Here is a 20,456-nt window from a genome sequence, read left to right on the forward strand (position 1 = left end):
TGCCGGTTTCGGAGCTATCTGATCCATCCTGTCGCTAGCGCGCTGGCGAGCTCGGCGTGACCGTTCTGTTGCGCGAGCGCGGCCATCGCGCCGTGATCATACGGCACATGCCGAAACGTGACGCGCCAGGTGCCGTCAGCAAGCTCGAGGATCGCATAACGCGCATCCGGCGTGCCGGCTTCGACGACATGCGGAAAGGGATGCACGTCGCGATAGCCGGGCGAGCCGACGCTGCCGGGGTTGACGATCAATCGGCCATCGCGAAGCCTGACCGCGCGGGCAAGATGGGTGTGCGCACAGAGGATCAGGGACTGCGTGACGCCCCGCGCGCGCTCCTCGATTTTATCCAGCGATGACATTCGCACGGTGCCGTCGGGCGACACCGTTTCCAGCCAATAGACCTCGTCATGCTCGGGCGTTGCATGGCAGAGGAAGACCCGATCGCGAAACACGGCCGTCTTCGGCACCGCGCGCAGCCAATCGAGATGGCGCTCTTCGAGCTGCGCGTGCGCCGGCCGGTCCCATGATCCCATCTTCTCCGGAGGCCGGTCGATCAGATACCGATCGTGATTGCCTAGTACGTGAACGGCGTCGAGCGCCATCAGCGCATCCATGGTGCGTCGCGCGTCGAGCGGTCCGCTCGCCATGTCGCCGAGATTGACGATTTCGCCAATGCCCAGTGCGCGGATGTCGGCCAGCACGGCTTCCAGCGCGAGATAGTTTCCGTGCACGTCGGCAATGGCAGCAAAACGCATGGCGATTCCAGCTTTGATGATTGTCGTACGGCCCTGCAAGAACGATGCTGCGCCATTTACCTCATTTGGGTGAAGCCGGCCTGCAACATTATCCTTACTTCCTATTGCGGAACGAAGGTTCCGACTCGCAGCTCTCAGGCGTCTTGGCTAGTCTTTGCAAAGACCGGGGCTGGCTAGTTTCATTATGCAATCGATATTTTTCCCGGGCGGCCGCTGGAAGCGATTCCAGCGGTCATTTAATTTTGGGGAATGCTATGCCGGCGGTGTGCCGTTGATGGCAAGCACATGGCCGACGAGATAGAGCGAGCCGGTGACCAGAATCCGCGGCGGCACTTCGTAGGCGAGACGCGAGAGCGCGTGCAGCGCGGCGTCGACGCTTGCAGCATTTTCCACGCGCATGCCGAGCGCGCGCGCCGCATCCGCCAGCCGGTCCGGCGTCATCGCATTGTCGCGTCCGGGGATCGGCACCGCCACGATGTGCCGCGTCAGTCCTGCGAAATTGGCGAGAAACGCGCCGGCATCCTTGTTCGCCATCATGCCCGCGATCACCACCAGGGGCCGCGACACCCGCTCTTCGAGATCGCCTAGCGCGGCCGCAGCGACGCGGCCGCCTTCCGCATTGTGTCCGCCATCGAGCCAGATCTCGCAGCCCTTCGGCCCCTGATCGACCAGTGCGCCCGAGACCAGCCGCTGCATCCGCGCCGGCCATTCTGCGCCAACGATGCCGGCCTCGAACGCCGCCATTCCGATCCTGAATACCTCGATCGCGCGCAGCGTGGCGATGGCAAGGCCGGCATTGTCGAATTGATGCCGCCCGAACAGCTTTGGCGCCGCAAGATCCATCAGGCCGCGCTCGTCCTGATAGACCAGCCGCCCGCGCTCGACACCGACATGCCATTGCTGCCCGGCAGCATGCAACGGCGCGCGCATGCGGTCGGCCTGCGCCTCGATCACCGCCATCGCCTCCGGCGCCTGCTCCGCGCAGATCACCGGCGCACCGCGCTTGATGATGGCGGCCTTCTCGCCGGCGATCGCGGTCAGCGTGTTACCGAGAAACTCGGTATGATCCATGCTGACTGGCGCGATCACGGTCGCGGCCGGCCGGTCGATGACGTTGGTGGCGTCGAGTCTTCCGCCGAGCCCGGTTTCCAGCAGCACGACATCGGCGTCGTGCTCCGCGAACAGGCAGAGCGCCGCCACGGTTTCCATCTCGAAAATCGTGATCGGATCGCCCGCGTTGACTTGCTCGCAATACTCCAGCACCCGGCGCAACTCGGCATCATCAGCCAGTCGGCCGCCGCCCTTCTCGCCCAGGCGGAAGCATTCGTTGATCCTGACCAGATAGGGCGAGGTGTAGACATGCACGCGCAGGCCTGCAGCCTCCAGGATCGCGCGCAGATAAGCGATGGTGGAGCCCTTGCCATTGGTGCCGGCGACATGGATCACCGGCGGCAACAACCGCTCCGGATGATCGAGCCGCGCCAGCAGGCCGTGCATCCGATCAAGGTTGAGATCGATGCGCTTCGGATGCAAGGCAGCCAGCCGCGCGATCAGTTCACCGAGCGGCTGGGATCTGGCGGCAGGCAGACTCACGCGTGGGGCGCAGCCGGCACCGCTTCCGGGGCCGAGACGATCTGGGCCGGGTCTGTGACCTCAGGCAAAGGCTTTGAGGCGACGTCAGGCGGCGGCGATTTGGTCAGGAGCCGGCATAGCCGCGCCAGCGTCGAACGCATCTCGTGGCGATGCACGACCATGTCGATCATGCCGTGGTCGAGCAGATATTCGGCGCGTTGGAACCCTTCCGGCAATTTTTCACGGATGGTCTGCTCGATCACGCGCGCGCCGGCAAAACCGATCAGCGCGCCGGGTTCGGCGATCTGCACGTCGCCCAGCATGGCGTAGGATGCGGTCACGCCGCCGGTGGTCGGATTGGTCAGCACCACGATGTAGGGCAGCTTGGCTTCCCGCAGCATCTGTACGCCGACGGTGGTGCGCGGCATCTGCATCAGCGACAGGATGCCTTCCTGCATGCGTGCGCCGCCCGAGGCCGCAAATACGATGAACGGCGACTTCTTCTCCACCGCAAGCTCGAGCCCGCGCACGATCGCTTCGCCCGCGGCCATGCCCAGCGAGCCGCCCATGAAATCGAAATCCTGCACCGCGATGACGACGCCGGCGCCCTCCAGCTTGCCGTAGCCAACCTTGATGGCGTCGTTCAGTCCGGTCTTGGCGCGGGCGTCCCTGATGCGGTCGGCGTATTTGCGTTCGTCACGGAACTTCAGCGGGTCCGCCGTCACTTCGGGCAGCGCGATGTCGTACCAGGTCTCGTTGTCGAAGATCGACTTCAGCCGCGCCACCGCGCCCATGCGCATGTGGTAGTTCGAGCCGGGAATGACGAACTGGTTTGCCTCGACGTCCTTGTAAAACACGAGCTGCCCGGAATCCGGGCACTTGATCCACAGATTCTCCGGCGTCTCGCGGCGCAGGATGCTGCGGATTTTGGGCCGGACGACATTGGTGAGCCAATTCATGGTTCGCTCCGAATGCGGTTGAACGCATTGATGGAATATATGGCGGCCTGGCCTGGACCCGGCAAGCCGCCGCCTACTGGTTTGGGCATGATCTTTTCGGAAAGCCGGTCTCCGCTTTTCCGGATCATGCCACGCCTATTTCCACGCAAATTGTGGCTTATTCCGCAGCCTGCTTCGCGCCCCGGACGCCCTGCGCCAGCGACGCCACGAGATCGGCCACCGCGGCCACGGTCTTGGTGGTCGCCCGCCCCTGGGTGTCGAGGCTGTCGCGCAACGCATCGACCAGGGCGGTGCCGACCACGGCGCCATTGGCCTTCTCGGCAATCGCGCGCGCCGCCTGCGGGGTGCGGATGCCGAAGCCGACGCACACCGGAAGCTTGGTGTGGCGCTTGATACGGGCCACCGCATCGCCGACCACCTTCGAATCGGCCGCCGCAGCGCCCGTGATGCCGGTGATCGAGACGTAATAGACAAAGCCGGAGGTGTTCGCGAGCACGGCGGGCAGGCGTTTGTCGTCGGTCGTAGGTGTCGCCAGGCGGATGAAGTTGAGCCCGGCCTTCAGCGCGGGAATGCAAAGCTCATCGTCCTCCTCCGGGGGCAGGTCGACGATGATGAGGCCATCGACGCCGGCGGTCTTGGCGTCGGCGAGGAACTTGTCGACCCCATAAATATAGATCGGATTGTAGTAGCCCATCAGCACCAGCGGCGTGGTGGTGTCCTCCTTGCGGAAGCCGCGCACCATATCGAGCGTCTTCCGCAGGGTCATGCCGCCCTTGAGCGCGCGCAAGCCCGCGGCCTGGATCAACGGTCCGTCCGCCATCGGATCGGTAAAGGGCATGCCGATTTCGATGATATCGGCGCCCGCCTTGGGCAGCGCCTTGATGATGTCGAGCGAGGTCGCGGGATCGGGATCGCCGGCCATCAGGAAGGTGACAAACGCCGAGCGGCCTTCTTTTGCGAGCTCGGCAAAGCGTGCGTCGATGCGGGTGGTCACTGCTTCCTGCCTTTCAAGATCTCCGTGATCTGCGGAATGTCCTTGTCGCCACGGCCGGAAAGGTTGACCACCATCAGATGGTCCTTCGGCCGCTTCGGCGCGAGCTCCGTGACCTTGGCGATCGCGTGCGCAGATTCCAGCGCGGGTGGAATGCCTTCCAGTCGCGACAGCAGCATGAAGGCGGCGAGCGCTTCCTCGTCGGTCGCGGAAAGGTAAGTGACGCGGCCGGTCTCGTGCAGCCAGGAATGCTCCGGGCCGATGCCGGGATAGTCGAGGCCCGCCGAGATCGAATGCGCATCCTGGATCTGGCCGTCATCGTCCATCAGCAAATAGGTGCGGTTGCCGTGGAGAACGCCGGGCCGGCCGCCGGCGATCGAGGCGGCATGCAGTTGCGTAAGTCCATGACCGGCCGCCTCGACGCCGAAAATTTCGACGGAGGGATCGTCGAGGAACGGATGAAACAGGCCCATCGCGTTGGAGCCACCGCCGATGCAGGCGACCAGCGAATCCGGCAAACGGCCTTCGGCCTCCTGCATCTGCGTGCGCGTTTCCTCGCCGATCACCGACTGGAAGTCGCGTACCATCATCGGATAGGGATGCGGCCCCGCCACCGTGCCGATGCAGTAGAAAGTGTTGTGCACGTTGGTGACCCAGTCGCGCAGCGCCTCGTTCATCGCATCCTTCAGCGTGCGCGTGCCCGACTGCACCGGCACGACCTTGGCGCCCAACATCTCCATGCGGAACACGTTCGGCGCCTGACGGGCGACGTCCACCGCGCCCATATAAACTACGCATTCGAGACCAAAGCGCGCGCACAGCGTCGCGGTGGCGACGCCATGCTGGCCGGCACCGGTTTCGGCGATGATGCGCTTCTTGCCCATGCGGCGCGCGACCATGATCTGGCCGAGCACGTTGTTCACCTTGTGCGAGCCGGTATGGTTCAGCTCTTCGCGCTTCAGATAAATCTTGGCGCCGCCGAGATGCTCGGTGAGCCGCTCTGCGAAATAGAGCGGTGATGGCCGACCGACGTAATCCTTGAGATAGCCGTTCATCTCGGCCTGGAACGACGGATCGGCCTTGGCTGCCGCATAGGCCTTTTCCAGGTCGAGGATCAGCGGCATCAGCGTTTCCGCGACGAAGCGGCCGCCGAAATTGCCAAAATGCCCGCGCTCGTCGGGACCGGTGCGTAATGAATTGGGCAAACGTGGATTCATCGGACCATCAATTCTTCGGTGGCGCGCGCGGCGCGAATGAAATGGCGGATCAGCTCGGGATCCTTGACACCGGGCGCACTTTCCACGCCCGAGGATACATCGACGCCGCCGGCGCGGGTAACGCGAATGGCGTCCGCGACATTGTCGGCGCTGAGCCCGCCGGAGACCATGAAGGGCAATTGGAGATCGAGCTTCTCCAAAACGTGCCAGTCGAACACCGTCCCCAACCCGCCTGGACGGGTGGCGCCCTTGGGAGCGCGAGCATCGAACAGGATGCGGTCGGCAACGCTCGCATAGCCCGGCAGCGCGGCGAGATCGGCCGAGGTTTCAACGGCGATCACCTTCATGACCGGCAATCCGAATTTTTGCTTGATGTCGCGCACCCGCGCGATGGTTTCCTTGCCGTGCAGTTGCAGCAGGTCCGGCTGCAGCGTCTCGGTGATATTTTCGAGCGTCGCGTCGTCGGCATCGACGGTCAATGCCACCTTGACCGCGCGGCCCTTGGCCTGCTGGCCGAGCTCGCGGGCCGTCTCAAGGCCGAGGTGACGCGGCGACGGGGAGAAGAACACGAATCCCACCATGTCCGCATCCGCCTCAAGCGCTACCTCGAGCGTCTCACGCGTGGACAGGCCGCAAATTTTGACGAGCAGGGACATGGTCTCTCGGGCACATATTTCGCCCCCTAACCGGCTGGAACAGGGGCTGACGGGGCGGGTTCTACAACGTCGCGCCCTGCTTGTCTCGCCCGGCGGCCCCGTAGAAGCCATACTGGGACGGTGCCGGAAGCCGCTGCTGATGGCCCCGCGAAACCGCCGCCGCGGCCCGTAAATCGGCCGCTTCCGCCCTTGCCCGGCGGGCATCCGCCTCATGCTGGCGCGCGGCGCGGCGCCAGTGCCGTTGGCGGAACCAGGTCGCCATGCCGCCCGCCGCCACCCCCAGAATGGCCACTGTGATGATCACCGCAAACAGCGGCAAGCTCACCGCTATTGCCGGATCTGTCGAATTGAAGGGATCGAACGACACCGTCACGAAATGGCGGTTGGCTACGGCGAAAACGATGAAGATCAGCCCTAAGGGAATGACGACCAGCGCCGTGAAGAACTTTCGCATGACCATCTCTCTTAGGTGATGGAGAAAGGCGGGCACGGGACCCGCAACACGGCTACAGATCGCAAAAATCGGTTACGCGCCGGCCTCGGGCGAGCCGTTGTCGCGGTTCAGCCGCTCGCGCATTTCCTTGCCCGTCTTGAAGAACGGGACGCTCTTCTGGTCGACCGGCACATGGGCGCCGGTGCGCGGATTGCGCCCCGCTCGCGCCGGGCGATGCTTGACCGAAAAAGCGCCGAAGCCGCGCAGCTCGACACGGTCGCCGCGCGCCAAGGCAGCGACGATCTCATCGAGGATCGCGTTCACAATGTTCTCCACATCCCGCTGATAGAGGTGCGGGTTGTGCTCGGCGATGCGCTGAACAAGTTCGGATTTGATCATCGAAGTTGGGGTCCGGGATCGTGCGGACTTCCATTTCCGTGAAAATGCCTTGCACTGTCAAGACGCTAATTCACTTTTGGGCATCGCGAAATGGCGTGACAAACCGCCCGGAAGGGATTTGTGACAACACCCGCAATGCGGGAGAACATCACAAAGGGCAGCCGCCGCGGCTCAATTGGAGGCTGCGGGGCGCCACAATGCCAGCATACCGTCGAGCGCGAGCTGATCGACCGCCTGGGCGACGCCGGCCTGTTCGATCTGGCGTGCGATGGAACTCAACCCGAGCGCATCGAACGCGAGGGAAGCCGCCGTTCGGAGAAACGTCAGGTCGCCAAGCTGCGGATTCAGCTTGTAATCCCGCACCGGCAGATCTTTCTTGATCTTCTTCTCGGCGACCAGCCATGCAACGGCTGCTTTTTCATCGCCGAGCTGATCGACCAGTTTCAGTTCGACCGCCTGGCGGCCGGTGAAGACCCGTCCGTCCGCGACTTTTTCCAGTAGCGCCTCATCCATGCCGCGCCGCTCCCTCACCAGGCCGCGGAACCAGGCATAGGAATCCTTCACCAGCGCGTCGAGCGCAGCGCGCGCTTCAGGACTGGTCGGCTCGAAACCATTGGGCGCGGCCTTTAACGGCGAGGATTTCACCTCCTCGACCTTGACGCCCACGGTCTTCATCAGCTCGGTGAAATTCGGATATTGAAACAGTACGCCAATCGATCCGACCAGCGAGCTCTGCCGGGCGACGATATGATCGGCGGCCATCGCCGAGATGTAACCGCCCGACGCGGCCAGCCCTTCGACCACCACGACCAGCGGCTTCTTGGCCTTCAGGCGCACCAGCGAGTCGTAGAGCTGCTCGGAGCCGGCCGTGGTGCCGCCCGGCGAGTTGATGTGCACGATAACCGCAGCATGGCTCGATTTCTCCAGCCGCTCCAGCGCCTCGACGCGCTTCTGATCGCTGCGGATCAGCCCTTCGATATTGACACGCGCGATCGACCCCGATGGGGCCAGGGCAGCCGGCCCGCTCGTTGTCGCGATTGCGCCGGCGGTGACGATCGCCGCGATCGTCACCAGGCCAGCCATGATACGCCAGAACGTCAGCTTCCGGCGGATCCTGCGGCGATCGACGATCACGTCCGAATCGAGCGACATCGAAATTCTCCTGAAAACATCAGCCCGTTTTGCAGTCGCAGCGTGAGCGAAGCGTTACCTGATTACACCAATTGCGATGCAATATGAAGAAAGCAAGGCCCGGCTTCTTCGCTTCGCCCCTGTGGGAGAAGGTATCGCGAAGCGCCGGAAGGGTCTGTCTCCGCGGATAGAACCCCTCATCCGCCTTCGCTGCGCGAAGGCACCTTCTCCCACAAGGGGAGAAGGAAAAGCAAAAGGCCCCGGTCGAAACCGGGGCCTGATGTCGCAGGCAATAAGCGAACGCTTACTTCTCGCGGTTCTTGAGCGCGGTGCCGAGAATATCGCCGAGCGTCGCGCCCGAATCGGAGGAGCCGTACTGCGCGATGGCTTCCTTTTCTTCGGCAACTTCCAGCGCCTTGATCGAGACCTGCACCTTGCGGGCCTTCTTGTCGAACTGGATCACGCGGGCATCGACCTTCTCGCCGACGGCGAAGCGTTCGGCGCGCTGATCGTTACGGTCACGGGCCAGTTCGGAGCGCTTGATGAAGGTGGTGAAGTCGGTGCCCGAGATCTTCACCTCGATGCCGGCTTCCTTCACCTCGAGCACTTCGCAGGTCACCACAGCGCCCTTCTTGACGTCGCCGGGTTCTGCGAAGGGATCGCCTTCGAGCTGCTTGACGCCGAGCGAGATGCGTTCCTTCTCGACATCGACGTCGAGCACCACGGCCTTGACCATGTCGCCCTTCTTGAAGTTGTCGATGACCTGCTCGCCCGGCAGCTTCCAGTCGAGGTCGGACAGATGGACCATGCCGTCGACGTCGCCATCGAGACCGAGGAACAAGCCGAACTCGGTCTTGTTCTTGACCTCGCCCTCGACCACCGAACCGACCGGGAACTTCTCGACGAAGACTTCCCAGGGATTGCGCATGGTCTGCTTGAGGCCGAGCGAGATGCGGCGCTTGACGGAATCGACTTCGAGCACCTGCACTTCGACTTCCTGCGAGGTCGAAACGATCTTGCCGGGGTGCATGTTCTTTTTGGTCCACGACATTTCCGAGACATGGATCAGGCCTTCGATGCCCGGCTCCAGTTCGACGAAAGCGCCGTAGTCGGTGATGTTGGTGACGCGGCCGGTGAAGCGCGCGTTCAGTGGGTACTTCGCCTCGATGCCCTGCCACGGATCGTCCAGCAATTGCTTCATGCCGAGCGAAATGCGGTGGGTCTCGTGGTTGATCTTGATGATCTTGACCTTCACGGTCTGGCCGATGGTCAGCACTTCCGTCGGGTGATTGACCCGGCGCCAGGCGATATCGGTGACGTGGAGCAGGCCGTCGATGCCGCCGAGATCAACGAACGCACCGTAATCGGTGATGTTCTTGACCACGCCGTCGATCACCTGACCTTCTTCGAGATTCTGCACCAGCTCCTGGCGCTGCTCGGCGCGGGTCTCTTCCAGAACCGTGCGACGCGACACCACGATGTTGCCGCGGCGACGATCCATCTTGAGGATCTGGAACGGCTGCGAGTTGTTCATCAAGGGAGCGACGTCGCGGATCGGGCGGATATCGACCTGCGAGCGCGGCAGGAAGGCGACAGCGCCGTCGAGGTCGACAGTGAAGCCGCCCTTGACCTGGTTGAAGATGACGCCGTGAACCTTCTCGTTGTTGTTGAAGGCCTTCTCGAGCTTGCCCCAGCTTTCCTCGCGGCGCGCCTTGTCGCGCGACAGCACGGCTTCGCCGAGCGCGTTCTCGATCCGGTCGAGGAACACCTCGACCTCATCGCCGACCTTGAGATCGCTTTCGCGGCCGGGGCCGGCGAATTCGCGCAACGCCACGCGGCCCTCGGTCTTCAGGCCGACGTCGATGACGGCCATGTCCTTTTCAATTGCAACCACCTTGCCCTTGATGACGGAGCTTTCCTGCAGATTGCCGCCGGCAAAGGACTCGTCCAGCATCGCAGCGAAATCGTCGCGGGTCGGATTATAAGAAGCAGCAGTAGTCGAAGCCATTTGTTCTCCAATGCGGGATCTTGCCGGCCGTTCGGGTTAAAGGGCGCATCGCGCGTGAAGTGTCAGGGGTCCGCAAAACCCTGACGACCGCATTTGCGGAGGGCGCAAAAGCGGGCCGGCAGCATGCCTGCACGTTCGATACGTTTGATGTCGCGCATTCCGCAAAAGCGGGTACCGGTTCAGCGGAAGAGTGCGCGTAGCGTCAGAAATCCGGAGCCTGAAACGAGCATATCGACTTCAAGAACCTGGAGCGGGCTTTCCTCCAATGACGGCGGGAGGTTCAAACCTCCGGCCGGCCCGCTCGGACAGCCCTGATCTCATCGATGGCGGCCCGGATGGGCGTGGATATAGCCCCACGGGCCATTTTCGGCAAGCCGGAAATGCCCGATTTACGGGCGGTTCGGGCCGCTGCGAGGGGTCAAATCCTGGCTATTTCCGCTGGGCCCGGACGGCCTCGACGATGGCAATTGCGGCGCGAACGCCGGCCTCGATGTCGAGATTGGAATTATCCAGGACGTGGGCGTCGTCGGCCGCTTTGAGCGGCGCGGCAGCGCGATTGCGGTCCCGCTCGTCGCGCTTGAGGATATCGGCCAGCACCAGCGCCTCATCGGCCTCCTCGCCCCGCGCGCGGGCTTCGAGCGTCCGGCGGCGGGCCCGCACCTGCGGATCGGCGACCACGAAGATCTTCACGTCGGCGTTCGGGCAGATCACGGTTCCGATGTCGCGCCCGTCAAGCACGGCGCCCGGCGGACCGGCCGCGAACTGGCGCTGAAAATTGACCAGCGCCTCGCGCACGCTGGGGATCGCCGACACCACCGAGGCGGCGTCCCCAATCCGTTGCGTCTTCAGCTCGGGATGTCCGAACTTCTCGGGATCAAGCTCCATCGCGACGGCGACGGCCCGCGCCTCGTCCGTCAGATCGAAACCCTCGTCCAGCAACGCCTTCGCCACCGCGCGATAGATCACGCCGGTATCGAGGTGGCGATAGCCGTAATGATGCGCGAGGCGTTTGCCGAGCGTACCCTTGCCGGATGCCGCCGGTCCGTCGATGGCGATGATCATGTTTACCTATGGCCTGGATGGATGAGGGCCGCGCGCCCGTCGCAGCGGCCGTTCTTCGGTGAAAATGTTGCGCGAAGCAAACTCGGCAGGGCTACTGAAGGTCAGGTATTCGCGCATGGCATCCGAAGGATTTGTCGCCGTAAACCAAGGGCGATCCAGACGGCGCGCGGGGTCGCAAACCCAGTGCGGAACGTGGCCCAGCCGGCGTTGCTTTGCCAGGTATTCGGCGATTGCGCCCACGAGGGCGTCAAGTCGGCTGTCGCCTGTCAGTTTCGGTTCGCGCTCGATCGACGCGTAACGGTCCTGGTCGGTTTGCGCCAAATCAAAAGCATCGACGAATTCCGCCAGAACGAAGTCCCGCGGCGAACCGGCCTGAATCGTTTCAACCGCTTCAGCGAGGGTACTTGGGCGCATTGGCCGCTCCCGTACGGTCCATGTTCTTCAAGAGGAACTGCTGCTTCTCCGGGGAAGCGGCGCTCAGGGGGAAGTATCGACCCAGTAAAGCTATCGCGTCCTCTGCGGTCGAGATCCCGACGACCCGCATCAAATTCAGGATATCCAACCGCTCGGTTTCGCCGCGAAGCGGGTCCATGATCCGGAATGCTTTCAGTTTGAGCGCCAGCAAGTATTCCGCCGAGGGGACCGAAACCACAAGCCCCACCGGCCCGCCGTCGCGCGGAAACGACCCGAACTCGAGATGATCGCCGGCGCTATCGGCAAACGGACTGAGGTGAAACGCCACTCCGTCATTGAACCAGTCTTCTTGCCAGTGGTTTTGCTCTGCGATTTCGTGCACGACCGTCGCCAGCCAGTCAGGCAGCGGCCGGTCAATTTTGGACACGTCAACATCTTCCGTAGCGAACCGGAAATTGCTTGCCAGCATCAGCGCGGATCCACCATACACGGCAATCTGTAGTTTCGTTCCCGCCTGCGCCGCCGCACGGCCGATCCTGTCGAAAGCGTCGAGGAGCGCATCGCGGTCGAAGGCTGCACTCATCGCGCCTGCCTCATGAAAACTCAGCTCCCAGCGACCGCATCATCGGAATGAAATCCGGAAAGCTGGTGGCGATGAAGGCGGTGTCGTCGACCTTGATCGGCTTGTCGGCTGCAAGCCCCATCACCAGTGCCGACATGGCGATCCGGTGGTCCATGTGGGTGGCGACGAGACCGCCGCCGGGCACGTGGCCGCGGCCCTCGACGATCAAATCATCGCCCGCGATCTCGACCCTGACGCCGTTGACGCGCAGCATGGCGGCGGTCGCCTCCAGCCGGTCGGATTCCTTGACGCGCAGTTCCTGCAGGCCGCGCATGATGGTGGTGCCTTCGGCGAACGAGGCTGCGACCGCAAGAACCAGATATTCGTCGATCATCGAGGGCGCGCGCTCCGGCGGCACCACGACGCCGCGCATTTTGGAGGCGCGCACGCGCAAGCGGGCCATCGGCTCGCCGGCGTCGCCGCGGACTTCGCTTTCCTCGATCGAAGCGCCCATCTCGTGCAGCGTCGTGAGCAGGCCGGTGCGCAGCGGGTTGGTCATGACGTCGGAGAAAGTCACGTCGGAGCCCTCGACGATCAGCGCAGCCACGATCGGAAATGCCGCCGAGGATGGATCGGCAGGCACCACGACCTCGGCGCCATGCAGTTCGGGCTGGCCGGTGAGCGCGATCTTGCGGCCGTGGCTACCTTCCCTGACTGAGACGATATCGGCGCCGAAATGTTTCAGCATCAGTTCGGTATGGTCTCGGCTGGCTTCCTGCTCGATGACGGTCGTGACGCCAGGTGCGGCAAGTCCCGCCAGCAGCACCGCCGACTTGATCTGAGCCGAGGCTACCGGCGTGCGATACAGGATCGGCACGGGATCGCGGGCGCCATGCAGCGTCAGCGGCAGGCGGCCGCCTTCCTTGGTCTCCCCGGCTTTGGCCCCCATCAGTTCCAGGGGATCGAGGATCCGGCGCATCGGACGGGAACGCAGCGAGGCGTCGCCGTCGAACACGGCCGTGATCGGACAGCCGGCCACAGCCCCCATCACCAGCCGGCACCCGGTACCGGAATTGCCGAAATCGAGCGGGGAGGCCGGCTGGGCGAAGCCTGCCACGCCCACGCCCCTGACCTGCCAGGCGAACGGCCCGGTTCGCTCGACCTGGGCGCCCAGCGCCTGCATCGATTTGGCGGTGTTGAGGACGTCCTCGCCCTCGAGCAGGCCGGAGATCCTGGTTTCGCCGACCGAAAGCGCCCCCAGAATGAGTGCGCGGTGCGAAATCGACTTGTCGCCGGGAACGCGGACTTTCCCGGCCAAGGGACCGCTGGCGCGGGATTCCAGCGGGGTCTGGGTGGTTGAATGGGTCAAGATGGTGGTCCTCTGCGGGGGCGGCAGTATCACATGGACCACACGGCGTCACGCGGCCCTCAAAAGCTTCAAAGCGCTATTGACAGCAGCCCCTCAACTAGCCAAGTGAAGCACCGTTTTTCAGAATTTCCCAGGATCTACACGTGGCCAAATCCGATCTCGGAACCAAGCGTATTTGCCCGACGACGGGTAAAAAGTTCTATGACCTGAACAAGAGCCCGGTGATTTCGCCCTACACCGGCGAGGTCGTTCCGATTGCCCCGGTCGCGCCGCCGCGAGCCGGCCGTGGCGATGCCGCGCGCGCTGCAGCCGCCGCGTCGGCTACCGCTGCTGCCGATATGCCGGAGGCCGCCGAGGCAGAAGAATTGGTCTCGCTCGAGGAGGCCGATGCCGAGGAGAACACCGGCAAGGTCAAGGCCGTGGTTCCCGAATCGGAAGACGATATCGAGATCGACGAAACCATCGAGGACGATGACGACGACGATTCTACCTTCATTCCCGACGAGGAAGAGGGCGATGAGGACGTTACCGACATCATCGGCGACGTCGGAGGTGACGAAGAGACTTGAGATCGGCCCTGAACTGTGGTTCAGGGTCATTGCCCGCACGCCGAATTGAGGCGCGCGATTCTTAAGGGGCCATAGCTCAGCTGGGAGAGCGCTTGCATGGCATGCAAGAGGTCGGCGGTTCGATCCCGCCTGGCTCCACCAGCCTTCGCTTGCTTCGCAAGCTACGGCTCGGCAAGCCACGCCGTGCCCTATCGTAGCGAAGCAAGCGAAGGCTGCCGCGGCGTAGCCCGAAGGGCGAAGCCGGGCCTCGGCAAAGCCCACAGGTCTATTGTAGGCTGAACGGCGGAGATGATCCGCCATGAAGTACGTCTACATTCTCGAAAGCCTCGATTCCCTGCACTTCTACATCGGCATCACTGACGATTTGCGTGCGCGACTAGCCAAGCACAATGCGGGTGAAGTGCCGCACACCTCGAAATACGGGCCGTGGCGAATCAAAACCTACATAGCTTTCAGCAATCAAACTCAGGCTGTCGCATTCGAGAAATACCTGAAGTCAGCCTGCGGCCGCGCCTCCGCCAAAAGCGCCTCTGACTTCCCTACTCTCCCAACACCGCATTCAACCGGTCGCGCAGCGCGACGATCTCGTTCTTCATCGCCACCAGCTCGCCGACCGAGCAGGCTGACGCCGCGAGAATCGATTGCGGCACTGTCCGTGCTTTCTCCCGCAGCGCCTCGCCATTTGGGGTCAATGCGATCAGCACCTGCCGCTCGTCCTCGGTGCTGCGTGTCCGCTTGATCAGGTCGGCGGCCTCCAGCCGCTTGAGCAGCGGCGTGAGCGTGCCGGAGTCCAGGTGCAGCCGCTCGCCGATGTCTTTCACCGGCACGCCGTCGCGCTCCCACAGCACCAGCATGACCAGATATTGCGGGTAGGTCAGGCCGAGCCGGTCGAGCAGCGGCTTGTAGACGCGGTTGAACGCGTGCGCGGTGGAATACACCGCAAAGCAGAGCTGATTATCGAGCTTCAGCGGCAGGTCGGCCGCGTGTTTTCTGGCCATCACAACCTCGTCAACGGTCGGCGCCCTGCCCCCGATTCGGAGCCGTAAGCGCTTGATTTCAATTGCATACAATTAAATTGCGGCCCCTGCAATGATTTATATTGTGCACAATCTATTTGTGTGCAATACATAATTCACCGAAACGGCAAACCCAGGGAGACCGACATGTCCGTGAACGTGCTCTACAAGACCAGCGCCAAGGCAACCGGTGGCCGCGATGGCCACGCCGCCACCCTCGACGGCGCGCTCGACGTCAAGCTCGCCACCCCGAAGGAACTCGGCGGCGGCGGTGGTGCCGGCAACAATCCCGAGCAACTGTTCGCGGCCGGCTATGCCGCCTGCTTCATCGGCGCAATGAAATTTGTCGCTTCGCAAGGCGGGCCGAAGGTGCCGGCAGATGCTTCGGTGACCTCCACCGTCGGCATCGGTCCGCGCTCGGCAGGCGGCTTCGGGCTCGATATCGACCTCGCCGTTTCGCTGCCCGGCCTTCCCAAGGCGGAAGCGGAAGCCCTGGTCGCGAAGGCCCACCAGGTGTGCCCCTATTCCAACGCCACGCGCGGCAATGTCGACGTCCGCCTGACCGTCGTCTGACGGCCTGATGCGAGCGGCCCGCCGCTGGTATCGGCGGGCCGTTCGCCCTGCGGAATTTCGCGTCCGTGCTACGGCGGCCGCGTCATGCGCCTGTGCGCGGGACGCCATTGCCGCCGCGCCTGAAGACCGCTAGCTCAAAACCTCCATTTCTCATCCTGAGCGAAGGTCTTCTCCATGAGTTCTCCCGGCGCAATGACCGGCCTGCGCGTGATCGATCTGACGCGCGTGCTTGGCGGCCCCTATTGCACGCAAATCCTCGCCGACCACGGCGCCGACGTGATTAAGGTCGAGCCGCCGGCCGGCGACGAAGTGCGCGACTGGGGCCCTCCGTTCCATGAGGAGGATGCGGCCTATTTCGTCGGCATCAACCGCAACAAGCGCTCGATCGGCCTTGACCTCGCGTCCGAAGACGGGCGCGCGGTGCTGATGAAGCTATTGGAGACGGCCGACGTCCTGATCGAGAATTTCAAGCCGGGCACGCTCGACAAATGGGGCATCGGCAACGACGTCCTGCGCGCGAAGTTTCCAAGACTGGTGCACTGCCGGATTTCCGGCTTCGGCGCCGACGGTCCGCGCGGCGGCAATCCCGGCTATGACGCGATCATCCAGGCCATGACAGGCATGATCGCGGCCACCGGCTCGCCGGAGAGCGGCCCGATGCGGATCGGCGTTCCCCTGGTCGACATCACCACCGGGCTTTATGCCGCGATCGGTATCCTGATGGCGCTGTCGGAGCGGCAGCGTTCGGGTCTCGGCCAGTTTCTCGAAACCACGCTGTATGAAACCGGCCTTGCGATCATGCATCCGCATACCGCGAACTATTTCATGCATGGCAAGCCGCCGTCGCTCACCGGCAACGAGCACCCGAACCTCGTTCCTTACGCGATCTTTCCGACCAAGACCGACAACATCTTCATCGGCGTCGGCAATGACGGCACCTTCCGCAAGCTCGCCAGGGAAATCGGTAAGCCCGAGCTCGGCACCGATCCGCGCTTTGCCCGCAACAAGGACCGTATCGCCAACCGCGAGGCGCTGCGCGCCGAGCTCGCCGCCGTGTTCAGCCAGCACGAGGCCGAACCGCTCTGCAATCGGCTGCTGGCGGCCGGCCTGCCGGCCGGTCCGGTGCAGAAGATCGACCAGGCGCTGACCAATCCGCATACGCTGCATCGTGGCGATGTCATCGAAAAGGACTGGTACAAGGGCGTCGCCTCCCCGATCCGGCTGGAGCGGACCAAGCCCAGCCTGCGCCGCACGCCGCCGAAATTCAGCCAGCACACATCGGAAGTGCTGGGCGAGTTCGGCTACTCGAAGGGCGAGATCGAGGCGCTGGTCGCCAAGGGCGCGGTCTGCGGCTCCGAACGCAAGCGCTAAACGTCGCCGCTCCTGCGAACGCACGGGCCCATACGCCGCGGCTTCGCTTCGGGAGCGGTGGCAGCCACCTTCGCAATCACAGACGGCTGTGGTTATGGGCCCGTGCGTTCGCAGGGGCGACGGCTACCATTTGCTCCTTCGCCTATTTTCCCGCTTCCCTCCGCGCACGCTTTCCCAATACCATCCTTTCGCTTATAGGGTCATTTGCACGTCATCCGGCGCTGTTATCGCGCGAAACGAAGGTGACGACCCCAACCTGGAGGAATTACATGGCATTTCGACAATTCGGCCCAGCCGCGGCAATTACTGCTGCGCTGGCGTTCGCAACACCTGCCCACGCTGTGACCGAGATCCAGTGGTGGCACGCCATGACCGGCGGCAACAACGACATCGTCAACAAGCTCGCCGAAGAGTTCAACGCCAGCCAGTCCGACTACAAGGTCGTGCCGTCCTACAAGGGCAGCTATCCCGACACCATGAACGCCGGCATCGCGGCGTTCCGCGCCGGCAACGCGCCGCACATCATGCAGGTGTTCGAGGTCGGCACAGCCACCATGATGAGCGCCACCGGCGCCATCAAGCCGGTTTACCAGCTCATGAAGGATGCCGGCGAGCCGTTCGATCCCAAGGCGTACCTGCCGACCATCACCGGCTACTACTCGACCTCCAAGGGCGACATGCTTTCGTTTCCCTTCAATTCCTCATCGACGGTGATGTGGATCAACAAGGACGAATTGAAGAAGGCCGGTGTCACCGAAATCCCGAAGACCTGGCCGGAAGTGTTCGAGGCCGCCAAGAAACTGAAGGCGGCCGGGCATGCGACCTGCGGCTTCTCCAACGCCTGGGCGAGCTGGGTGCATATCGAGCAGTTCTCGGCCTGGCACAACGTGCCGATCGGCACCAAGGCCAACGGCCTCGACGGTTTCGATACCGAGCTGAAGTTCAACTCGCCGCTGCACGTAAAGCATCTGCAGAACCTGGTCGATCTGCAGAAGGACAAGACCTACGACTATGGCGGACGCACCAACACCAACGAAGCCCGCTTCGGCTCCGGCGAATGCGCGATCTTCCTGACCTCGTCGGGCTATTACGCAACCGCCAAGGGTACGGCCAAATTCGACTTCACCTCGGCGCCGATGCCCTATTACCCAGACGTCGCCGGCGCCCCGCAGAACTCGATCATCGGCGGCGCGTCGCTCTGGGTGATGGGCGGCAAGAAGCCGGAAGAGTACAAGGGCGTCGCAAAGTTCTTCACCTTCCTGTCGGACACCAACCGCCAGGCCAAGCTGCATCAGGAGTCCGGCTACCTGCCGATCACCAAAGCGGCCTACGAGAAGTCGATCAAGGACGGCTTCTATGAGAAGAACCCGACCCTGCAGACTCCCTTGAAGGAACTCACCAACAAGGAGCCGACCGAGAATTCGCGCGGCCTGCGCTTCGGCAACATGGTGCAGATGCGCGACCTCTGGTCCGAGGAGATCGAGGCGGCGCTGGGCGGCAAGAAATCCGCGAAGGAAGCCCTCGATGCGGCCGTCTCTCGCGGCAATGCCATGTTGCGCACCTTCGAGAAGACTGCAAAGTAGGCGAAGCTGAATCAGAGACTACCGGCGCTCCTTCCCGAATTGCGGGAGGGAGCGCTTGCATCACCGGTAAGACCGCGACGCCTGAATGGAAAAGTCCACCGTCTTCAACAACCGCCTGCTGCCTTATCTGCTGCTGCTGCCGCAGCTCGTCATCACGGTTGTCTTCTTCTATTGGCCGGCAAGCCAGGCGATCTGGCAGTCCTTCCTGCGCGAGGACGCGTTCGGCCTGGTCTCCGAATTCGTCGGGCTGGAAAATTATCAGGCCCTGTTCGCTCAGCCGGAATACTACCGGTCGATGCTGACGACGGTGATCTTCTCGACGCTGGTTGCGGCGCTGTCGCTCTCGATCGCGCTGTTGTTCGCAACCCAGGCCGACAAGAATCTGAAGGCGGCGCCTGCCTACAAGACGCTGATGATATGGCCCTATGCGGTGGCGCCCGCAGTGGCCGGCGTGCTCTGGTTCTTCATGTTCCAGCCTTCGCTCGGCATGCTGGCGCGTCCGCTGCGCGGCATGGGTCTCGACTGGAATCCGCTGCTTAACGAGAACCATGCCATGATGCTGGTGGTAATGGCGTCCGTCTGGAAGCAGATCTCCTACAATTTCCTGTTCTTCCTGGCCGGCCTGCAATCGATCCCGAAAAGCGTGATCGAGGCCAGCGCCATCGACGGCGCCCGGCCGGTGCGCCGCTTCTGGACCATCATCTTCCCGCTGCTGTCGCCGACGACGTTCTTCCTGCTGGTGGTCAATGTCGTCTACGTCTTCTTCGACACGTTCGGCATCATCGACGCCGTCACCGGCGGCGGACCCGCCGGCGCCACCACCACCATGGTCTACAAGGTCTATGCCGACGGCCGTCTCGGTGGCGACCTCGGCGGCTCGGCGGCGCAGTCGGTGGTGCTGATGGTCATCGTGATCGCGCTGACCGCGATCCAGTTCCGCTATGTCGAGCGCAAGGTGCAGTACTGATGGTCGAGCATCGCCCGCTCACCGATTTCATCGCCTACGCCATCCTGACGCTTGGCGTGTTCATCGTCGCTTTCCCGGTTTATCTCGCGCTGATCGCCTCGACCCATGACGCGGCGACGGTGGTCGGCGGCCACATGCCGGCTGTGCCCGGCAGCCGCACGCTGGAGAATTATTATCGCGCCATCTTCGTCGGCGGCGCGCGCACCAGCCGCGAGCCGGTGGCCAACATGCTGATCAATTCCTTCGTCTCGGCGATCGGCATTGCGGTGGGCAAGATCTTCATCTCGATCCTGTCGGCCTATGCGGTGGTCTATTTCCGCTTCCCCTTCCGCAAGACCGCGTTCTGGATCATCTTCATCACGCTGATGCTGCCGGTCGAAGTGCGCATCTACCCGACCTACAAGGTGGTCGCGGATTTGCGCCTGCTCGACACCTATGCCGGCCTGATCCTGCCGCTGATTGCATCAGCCACCGGCACGCTGCTGTTCCGGCAATTCTTCATGACGGTGCCGGATGAACTTCTGGAAGCCTCGCGGATCGACGGCGCCGGCCCCTTCCGCTTCTTTTGGGATACGCTCTTGCCGCTGTCGGTGACGACCATGGCGGCGCTGTTCGTCATCCAGTTCATCTATGGCTGGAATCAATATCTCTGGCCGCTTTTGATCACCACGCAGGATTCGATGCAGACCATCGTGATCGGCATCAAGAAGATGTTGGTGACGACCGACGAACTGGCCGAATGGCAGCTCGCAATGGCGACTGCGGTCCTCGCCATGCTGCCGCCAGTCGCCGTGGTCATATTCATGCAGCGGCTGTTCGTGCGCGGCCTGGTCCAGACGGAAAAGTGAA

The 20,456-nt window shown here is 63.2% G+C and carries 21 protein-coding genes, 1 tRNA gene and 1 pseudogene; 8 read left to right on the top strand and 15 right to left on the bottom strand.

Annotated features, from left to right (window positions below; genetic code table 11):
* Positions 1–14: 14 nt before the first annotated feature.
* The 14 genes from ACFXS9_RS33775 to aroA form a co-directional block, all read right to left on the bottom strand.
* Entirely contained in the window at positions 15–755 is a 741-nt protein-coding gene (locus ACFXS9_RS33775) for a metallophosphoesterase family protein (RefSeq protein WP_392696747.1), read from the bottom strand.
* Positions 756–1,007: 252 nt separating this feature from the next.
* On the bottom strand, positions 1,008–2,348 hold the full coding sequence (locus ACFXS9_RS33780) for a bifunctional folylpolyglutamate synthase/dihydrofolate synthase (RefSeq protein ID WP_392696749.1): 1,341 nt from the start codon (positions 2,346–2,348) through the stop codon (positions 1,008–1,010).
* Positions 2,345–3,286: an acetyl-CoA carboxylase, carboxyltransferase subunit beta gene (accD, locus tag ACFXS9_RS33785; RefSeq protein ID WP_392696751.1), complete on the bottom strand. Its 942-nt coding sequence runs from the start codon at positions 3,284–3,286 to the stop codon at positions 2,345–2,347. Before accD ends, ACFXS9_RS33780 begins: the two co-directional genes overlap by 4 nt.
* A 157-nt stretch (positions 3,287–3,443) precedes the next feature.
* The gene (trpA, locus tag ACFXS9_RS33790) at positions 3,444–4,280 is read right to left on the bottom strand and encodes a tryptophan synthase subunit alpha (protein ID WP_392696754.1); all 837 of its coding nucleotides are present in this window, start codon (positions 4,278–4,280) and stop codon (positions 3,444–3,446) included.
* Positions 4,277–5,494: a tryptophan synthase subunit beta gene (gene trpB, locus ACFXS9_RS33795; RefSeq protein WP_392696757.1), complete on the bottom strand. Its 1,218-nt coding sequence runs from the start codon at positions 5,492–5,494 to the stop codon at positions 4,277–4,279. The genes trpA and trpB overlap by 4 nt, the downstream gene beginning before the upstream one ends.
* On the bottom strand, positions 5,491–6,150 hold the full coding sequence (locus tag ACFXS9_RS33800) for a phosphoribosylanthranilate isomerase (protein WP_392696760.1): 660 nt from the start codon (positions 6,148–6,150) through the stop codon (positions 5,491–5,493). The genes trpB and ACFXS9_RS33800 overlap by 4 nt, the downstream gene beginning before the upstream one ends.
* 61 nt (positions 6,151–6,211) lie before the next feature.
* Positions 6,212–6,604: a DUF1049 domain-containing protein gene (locus ACFXS9_RS33805; protein ID WP_392696763.1), complete on the bottom strand. Its 393-nt coding sequence runs from the start codon at positions 6,602–6,604 to the stop codon at positions 6,212–6,214.
* A 72-nt stretch (positions 6,605–6,676) separates the two neighbouring features.
* Positions 6,677–6,982, bottom strand: a complete 306-nt coding sequence (locus ACFXS9_RS33810; protein WP_057844774.1) for an integration host factor subunit beta — start codon at positions 6,980–6,982, stop codon at positions 6,677–6,679.
* A 171-nt stretch (positions 6,983–7,153) separates the two neighbouring features.
* Positions 7,154–8,134 (bottom strand): signal peptide peptidase SppA, encoded by a 981-nt coding sequence (sppA, locus tag ACFXS9_RS33815; RefSeq protein ID WP_392696766.1) that lies wholly within the window; start codon positions 8,132–8,134, stop codon positions 7,154–7,156.
* Between the two features lie 283 nt (positions 8,135–8,417).
* The gene (gene rpsA / locus ACFXS9_RS33820) at positions 8,418–10,121 is read right to left on the bottom strand and encodes a 30S ribosomal protein S1 (RefSeq protein ID WP_028347899.1); all 1,704 of its coding nucleotides are present in this window, start codon (positions 10,119–10,121) and stop codon (positions 8,418–8,420) included.
* A gap of 429 nt (positions 10,122–10,550) precedes the next feature.
* Positions 10,551–11,183 (bottom strand): (d)CMP kinase, encoded by a 633-nt coding sequence (gene cmk, locus ACFXS9_RS33825; protein WP_057844776.1) that lies wholly within the window; start codon positions 11,181–11,183, stop codon positions 10,551–10,553.
* Between the two features lie 6 nt (positions 11,184–11,189).
* Positions 11,190–11,504, bottom strand: a complete 315-nt coding sequence (locus tag ACFXS9_RS33830; protein ID WP_392696769.1) for a hypothetical protein — start codon at positions 11,502–11,504, stop codon at positions 11,190–11,192.
* A 70-nt stretch (positions 11,505–11,574) separates the two neighbouring features.
* Positions 11,575–12,180, bottom strand: a complete 606-nt coding sequence (locus ACFXS9_RS33835) for a hypothetical protein (RefSeq protein WP_392696772.1) — start codon at positions 12,178–12,180, stop codon at positions 11,575–11,577.
* Between the two features lie 10 nt (positions 12,181–12,190).
* Complete coding sequence (gene aroA / locus ACFXS9_RS33840) at positions 12,191–13,528, bottom strand: 3-phosphoshikimate 1-carboxyvinyltransferase (RefSeq protein WP_392696774.1); 1,338 nt, start codon at positions 13,526–13,528, stop codon at positions 12,191–12,193.
* A 143-nt stretch (positions 13,529–13,671) separates the two neighbouring features.
* Here aroA and ACFXS9_RS33845 point away from each other — a divergent pair, with 143 nt between their 5' ends.
* The 3 genes and pseudogenes from ACFXS9_RS33845 to ACFXS9_RS33855 all read left to right on the top strand — a co-directional run.
* Positions 13,672–14,097: a TIGR02300 family protein gene (locus ACFXS9_RS33845; protein ID WP_392696777.1), complete on the top strand. Its 426-nt coding sequence runs from the start codon at positions 13,672–13,674 to the stop codon at positions 14,095–14,097.
* Between the two features lie 65 nt (positions 14,098–14,162).
* Positions 14,163–14,238, top strand: a tRNA-Ala gene (locus tag ACFXS9_RS33850).
* Positions 14,239–14,395: 157 nt separating this feature from the next.
* Positions 14,396–14,620 (top strand): annotated as a pseudogene (locus ACFXS9_RS33855) (GIY-YIG nuclease family protein); the annotation flags it as partial.
* Between the two features lie 16 nt (positions 14,621–14,636).
* Here ACFXS9_RS33855 and ACFXS9_RS33860 read toward each other — a convergent pair.
* Positions 14,637–15,095, bottom strand: coding sequence for a MarR family winged helix-turn-helix transcriptional regulator (locus ACFXS9_RS33860; RefSeq protein WP_392696779.1), 459 nt, complete (start codon positions 15,093–15,095; stop codon positions 14,637–14,639).
* Positions 15,096–15,260: 165 nt separating this feature from the next.
* Between ACFXS9_RS33860 and ACFXS9_RS33865 the strand changes: the two genes are divergently transcribed.
* From ACFXS9_RS33865 to ugpE, 5 genes are all read left to right on the top strand, one after another.
* Positions 15,261–15,686, top strand: a complete 426-nt coding sequence (locus ACFXS9_RS33865) for an organic hydroperoxide resistance protein (RefSeq protein WP_392696782.1) — start codon at positions 15,261–15,263, stop codon at positions 15,684–15,686.
* A 174-nt stretch (positions 15,687–15,860) separates the two neighbouring features.
* On the top strand, positions 15,861–17,057 hold the full coding sequence (locus ACFXS9_RS33870) for a CaiB/BaiF CoA transferase family protein (RefSeq protein ID WP_392696785.1): 1,197 nt from the start codon (positions 15,861–15,863) through the stop codon (positions 17,055–17,057).
* A gap of 269 nt (positions 17,058–17,326) precedes the next feature.
* Positions 17,327–18,640, top strand: coding sequence for a sn-glycerol-3-phosphate ABC transporter substrate-binding protein UgpB (gene ugpB, locus ACFXS9_RS33875; protein WP_392696787.1), 1,314 nt, complete (start codon positions 17,327–17,329; stop codon positions 18,638–18,640).
* Positions 18,641–18,725: 85 nt separating this feature from the next.
* Positions 18,726–19,607, top strand: a complete 882-nt coding sequence (gene ugpA / locus ACFXS9_RS33880) for a sn-glycerol-3-phosphate ABC transporter permease UgpA (protein ID WP_065746392.1) — start codon at positions 18,726–18,728, stop codon at positions 19,605–19,607.
* Entirely contained in the window at positions 19,607–20,455 is an 849-nt protein-coding gene (gene ugpE / locus ACFXS9_RS33885) for a sn-glycerol-3-phosphate ABC transporter permease UgpE (protein ID WP_392696790.1), read from the top strand. Before ugpA ends, ugpE begins: the two co-directional genes overlap by 1 nt.
* Position 20,456 lies beyond the last annotated feature (1 nt).

Source organism: Bradyrhizobium sp. RDI18 (assembly GCF_043203335.1).
GTDB classification, from domain to species: Bacteria; Pseudomonadota; Alphaproteobacteria; order Rhizobiales; family Xanthobacteraceae; genus Bradyrhizobium; species Bradyrhizobium retamae.